Origin of the sequence: Saccharothrix sp. CCNWYY140 (assembly GCF_037401995.1) — a bacterium.
Lineage (GTDB): Bacteria > Actinomycetota > Actinomycetes > Mycobacteriales > Pseudonocardiaceae > Actinosynnema.
Genome location: NZ_JBBEGC010000236.1, coordinates 1 through 4,200, shown reverse-complemented (window position 1 = coordinate 4,200; position 4,200 = coordinate 1). Strand labels below are relative to the sequence as shown.

Here is a 4,200-nt window from a genome sequence, read left to right as displayed (position 1 = left end):
GATGACACAAGCAAGAAGCCCAAGTTGCGCTGTGTCCTCCTCGGTGGACTGCCACTTGCCGGCTCCGCCGAAGAACCCGCGCTGCGCGGGTCAGGTGGGTTTGGTTGCTATTGCTAGGTCGTCCTCGTGGAGGCTGCCTAGGACTAGGGTGCCGTTCCGTTCTGCCACTGAGGTTACGAAGCCGTAGTCGGTGTCTGAGCGGAGGTCGTGGACCAGGGTGCCGTCTGGGGCGAACGCCATGATCCAGGCAATGGGGGTGGCTTTTGGTCGGATCGCTTCCGGCAGGTTCCAGATCAGTAGGCGTAGGAAGCCTGGTAGCGGTAGGAGTTTGTCCAGTAGAGGGTTGCGGGGTGCGGCGATTGCGGCCCATATGAGGCCGTCGCTGCCCAGGCTTAGGTTGTCCGGGAAGCCGGGGAGGTTGTCCGCCCAAGGGGTTGTGGTGCCGGTGGACAGGTCGTAGCGGGAGATGCGGTAGCGGCTTGTTTCGGCGTAGAGCAAGTGGGTTGGGGTTAGTACTAGGCCGTTGGCGAAGGACAGGCCCTCCAGGAGCGTGGTTACTGTGCCGTCTGGGTCGCGGCGTAGTAGGCGGCCGGTGCAGGAGTGTTCCAGCATGTCGCCTTCGTAGTGGTTCAGGTGCCAGCGGCTGGTGGAGGTGGTGAACCAGATTGTGCCGTCTGGGCCTTCTACTACGTTGCTGGCGAATGTCAGGGGCTTGCCGTCGACCTTGTCTACTAGGACCTCTACGTCCGCGCCTACTCGGAGCAGGCCTTGGTCGTGGTCGCATACGAGCACGGTGCCGTCGGCGCAGACCTCTATGCCCAAGGGCCGGCCGCCGGTTACGCCTAGGACGGTGCGTTCCCCGGTGTTGGGGTCGATCGCCACGACCCTGCCGTCTGCCAAGCCGGTGACCACCCGGCCCTGGGGGTCGAACAGGACGTCCTCGGGGCCGTGTCCTCCCGTGGGCAGGCGGCGGTCGACGGTCAGTGTTGCGGTGCGCCCGGTGTCTCGCAGCGGGGGAGGGTGCCAGCGGCGGGGGGTGATCAGGCGGCGGGTCATCTTCGTGACCTTAGGGGCGCCGGACGGGCCGGGCGGGGAGGCCCGGCCCGGTTCGGGTCAGATTGCGGAGCAGTCGGGTTTGTCGGTCCAGTTGGTGCCGCAGTGGTAGAGCGTGATCTGGGTCGAGTAGCCGTAGCGTGCGCCGAGGGTGTTGTACTCGGTGACGTCCACGCGGCCGGCGACGTAGTGGTCGGTCGCGGTGCCTCGGGCGGTTTCGGTGTACGGCGGGGCGGATGTGGTGGTGGTCGTGGTGGGTGGGGTGGTGTTGGCGATGCCCCAGAAGTGGACCAGGTGGTGGGCGGCGCAGATGTTCACGTCGAGGATGTATGCGCCGGCTGTGCCGCATTGGGCCGAACCGGTGCCGGGGTCTACGGGGTGGCCGTGGGCCATGCCGGTGATCTCGAACTGCTCGACCGTGCCGCCGTACACGCGGTGTGGGTAGCCGCCGACCGTGTCGGTCGCGTCCGGGGTCTGGTCGGTGCCGTTGACGTTGGTCCACTGCTCGACCAGCTCGACGGCGTTCATGGGGCGCACGGTGGTGTCGGAGGTGCCGTGCCAGATCGACACCTTCGGTCGTGGTCCCGAGTGGGCGAAGGCCGCCCTCACCTTGTCGCCCCACTGGGCCGGGCTCAGGTTCACGCCGGGGTTCATGCACGTGAAGGCCGTGCTGACGGAAGTGGCGCAGCCGTAGGGGAGTCCGGCGATGACGCCGCCGCCGGAGAAGACGTCCGGGTAGGTGGCGAGCATGACCGACGTCATCCCGCCGCCCGCGGACAGACCGCTGACGTACGCGGCGGTCGCGCCGACGTCCTGGCGGGTGCGGTCGACCATCTGCTTGATCGACAGGGCTTCGCCGGAGCCGCGCCGGGTGTCGCCGGGCTCGAACCAGTTGAAGCACGAGTTGGCGTTGTTGGCCGACCGCTGCTGCGGGAACACCACGGTGAACCGGTGTTGGTCGGCCAGTTTCAGCCAGCCGGTGCCGGAGGCGTAGGTCGGGGCGTTCTGGGTGCAGCCGTGCAGGGCGAGGACGACCGGTCGGCCGGTGGGCAGGCCGTCGGGCACGTACCGGAACATCTGGAGGTTCCCGGGGTTGGTGCCGAAACCGGTGACCTCGCGCAGGGTGGCGGCCGAAGCCGGGGTGGCGGTGATCGTGACGGCGGCGAGCACGGCCGCGGCGGCGAGGAGGGCGGCGGGACCGCGGATGGCTGTGGCAGGGGGACGAACCGGCATGACGCTTCCTCCACGTTGAGGGTGATCGCAATCACAGGCGTTGTGCCGATGCTAGGAACGCTCGCGCCGCAGGTCGTTGGTGCTCACCACCATTTTCGCCGGCGCGCTGGTGTGAAAAAGGCACACGGTCGGCTCAGCGGTGCTCGGCCAGCCAGTCCTCGAAGGCCTCCGCCAGAGCGGGCAGCACGCGCAGCTCGCCGAACCGGTGGCCCTTGCGCATGTTCGCCCAGACGACGCCGAAGTCGCCGGGGTCGATGCCGGCGTCGTCCACGAGCCGCCGGGCCGCGTACTCGGCCGCTGCTTCGCGGTCGTGCAGCCAGGTCGTCCGCTCGCGGGTCAGGTGCATGGGGCTGAAGTTAGGCGCTCCGGGCGCCCGTATCCATGTGGTGGGACCACTGTTCCCGGCGCGGGGCATGTGGCCCCACCACACCCCGTCAGGAGGTCGGGTGGTCGTCGTCCTCGTCGTGGTCGTCGTAGTCCACCCACAGGTCGCCTTCGTCGCAGCGCCACTCGTCCCAGCGCCCGGCGACGACACCGGCCGCGCCGGCCGCCTCGCACAACACCTGGTTGTGGAAGTCGCCGTAGTACTCCCAGTCGTCGTCGGGGTCGTCGTGGCGGGCGGTGGACACGGGGGCGGGTGGCGCGGTGGCGGCGGTGGCGGGCAGGGTCGTCACGGCGCACAGGCTCGCGACGACGAGCGCCAGGGTCAGGGTCCGGTTCATCGAGTGTCTCCTTCGGACGGTTCGAGGTCGTCCCACCACCAGGCGATGGCGGGGACGGGCAGTGGGTCCGGGTTGGTGTCGGACGGGTGGTCGGACCACACCGGATCGGGCCGCACGGGTGCCGCGTCCGCGAATGCGGTGTAGCGGGGAGCCGACAGCGCCCAGTCGGTGTTGCCGCGGACCGACTGGCCCAGGCAGTCCAGCAGCAGCCGCAGCGCCCGGCTGCACGGCCGCGCGGTGACCCGGTCGCGCAGGGCCAGGAACCGGACCATGACCCGGTCCCGCAGCGCGACGGCTTCGCGCATGGCTTCGTCGGGCCGCAGACCCCGGTGGTGGACCAGCACGTTCACCAGGTTCTGCTCGGTGTGGTCCTCGGCGGTTTCCTTGACGTACGAGTGGATGTCGTTGTCCCAGGAGTCGATCATGTACGCCATCTCGCGCAGCGCGCGCACGGGCGGCGAGTCCATCTCGGCGGCCGGCACCTCGGCGCGGTTGGCGACCTCCAGCAGGCCGAGGGTCGGCGCACCGCCGGCCGAGTGCAGCCGCATGGCGGTGTACTCCTCCAGCGAGGGCATGTGGCCGCGTTCCCGGTTGGCGACCTGGAGGGCGACGGCGAACAGCCACGCCCGGTGGGCGTCGACGAACCGTTGCACCTGCACCGGGGTGGCCACCGCGTGCATGTCACGGGCGATGTCCTGCAACGCCAAGGAGAAACGGTCGTCGGACACGGGGTGCCACGGCGTTTCCAGCGCCCGCTGCACGGTGGCGGCGGTGGACAGGTAGTCGTACGGGCTGGTGCTGTACTCGCCCGCATCACAACGCATGTCGTCGAACAGGAAACCCCAGTACGCCCAACGGACAGCGACCTGGAGGCCGTCGTCGTCGGCGTGGGGCGCGAACCGGCCGAACAACTCGGCGCTGTTCGTCGCGACCGTCCGCCGCCGCTGCCGGTCGTCCTCGCACAGTCCGATCCGGTCGATCCACTCGACCGCCCGCTGTTCGGCCTCGGCGACCCGGGGGTGGACCGCGGCCGGGAACGGGCAGTAGAACGGCAACATCCGAACCGGTGACTCGACGGTCGTCATGCGAGTGCTCCTTCCGCCGGCGACGCCTCGTCGGCGATGCGCATGGCCTCCTCGATGAGGGTCTCGACGATCTGGTGCTCGGGGACGGTCTTGATGACCTTGCCCTT

General features: G+C 69.3%; 5 protein-coding genes. All 5 read right to left on the bottom strand.

Going from position 1 to position 4,200, the window contains the following annotated elements:
* Positions 1-90 precede the first annotated feature (90 nt).
* Entirely contained in the window at positions 91-1,056 is a 966-nt protein-coding gene (locus tag WBN91_RS38995) for an SMP-30/gluconolactonase/LRE family protein (RefSeq protein WP_337729326.1), read from the bottom strand.
* 57 nt (positions 1,057-1,113) lie between these two features.
* The gene (locus tag WBN91_RS38990) at positions 1,114-2,286 is read right to left on the bottom strand and encodes an extracellular catalytic domain type 1 short-chain-length polyhydroxyalkanoate depolymerase (RefSeq protein ID WP_337729325.1); all 1,173 of its coding nucleotides are present in this window, start codon (positions 2,284-2,286) and stop codon (positions 1,114-1,116) included.
* Positions 2,287-2,419: 133 nt separating this feature from the next.
* On the bottom strand, positions 2,420-2,632 hold the full coding sequence (locus WBN91_RS38985; protein ID WP_337729324.1) for a hypothetical protein: 213 nt from the start codon (positions 2,630-2,632) through the stop codon (positions 2,420-2,422).
* Between the two features lie 88 nt (positions 2,633-2,720).
* Positions 2,721-3,008 (bottom strand): hypothetical protein, encoded by a 288-nt coding sequence (locus WBN91_RS38980; protein ID WP_337729323.1) that lies wholly within the window; start codon positions 3,006-3,008, stop codon positions 2,721-2,723.
* Entirely contained in the window at positions 3,005-4,093 is a 1,089-nt protein-coding gene (locus WBN91_RS38975) for a terpene synthase family protein (RefSeq protein WP_337729322.1), read from the bottom strand. Before WBN91_RS38975 ends, WBN91_RS38980 begins: the two co-directional genes overlap by 4 nt.
* Between the last annotated feature and the right edge of the window lie 107 nt (positions 4,094-4,200).

Bases quoted from the DNA above. Each gene is read 5' to 3' on its own strand.
- WBN91_RS38995 (WP_337729326.1), bottom strand. From the start codon at position 1,056: ATGACCCGCCGCCTGATCACCCCCCGCCGCTGGCACCCTCCCCCGCTG.
- WBN91_RS38990 (WP_337729325.1), bottom strand. From the start codon at position 2,286: ATGCCGGTTCGTCCCCCTGCCACAGCCATCCGCGGTCCCGCCGCCCTC.
- WBN91_RS38985 (WP_337729324.1), bottom strand. From the start codon at position 2,632: ATGCACCTGACCCGCGAGCGGACGACCTGGCTGCACGACCGCGAAGCA.
- WBN91_RS38980 (WP_337729323.1), bottom strand. From the start codon at position 3,008: ATGAACCGGACCCTGACCCTGGCGCTCGTCGTCGCGAGCCTGTGCGCC.
- WBN91_RS38975 (WP_337729322.1), bottom strand. From the start codon at position 4,093: ATGACGACCGTCGAGTCACCGGTTCGGATGTTGCCGTTCTACTGCCCG.